Source organism: Halomonas sp. ALS9 (assembly GCF_001651035.1).
Taxonomy (GTDB): Bacteria; Pseudomonadota; Gammaproteobacteria; order Pseudomonadales; family Halomonadaceae; genus Vreelandella.
In genome coordinates, this window is record NZ_LXRG01000059.1 from 1 (window position 1) to 209 (window position 209).

1 protein-coding gene is annotated in these 209 nt (G+C 56.0%); it reads left to right on the forward strand.

The genetic code is table 11. The features are described 5' to 3' along the window. On the forward strand, positions 1 to 209 hold a 209-nt coding region (locus A6R74_RS04095), incomplete at both ends, for a sodium:solute symporter family transporter (RefSeq protein WP_441294761.1).

Sequence of the window (209 nt, forward strand, 5' to 3'; positions counted from 1 at the left end):
ACGCTGGGTGTAGTGCTTCTTTATACGGTGGTTGGCGGCTTCCTGGCTGTCAGCATGACCGACTTCGTGCAGGGTTGCATCATGATGCTGGCACTGGTGATCATGCCAGCAGTTGTGCTATTTGGCGAAGGTGGCGGCGGCTTGTCACAGGCCAATAGGACCTTGAATGAAGTCGACACCACCATGCTTTCCTGGACGTCGGGGTTGAC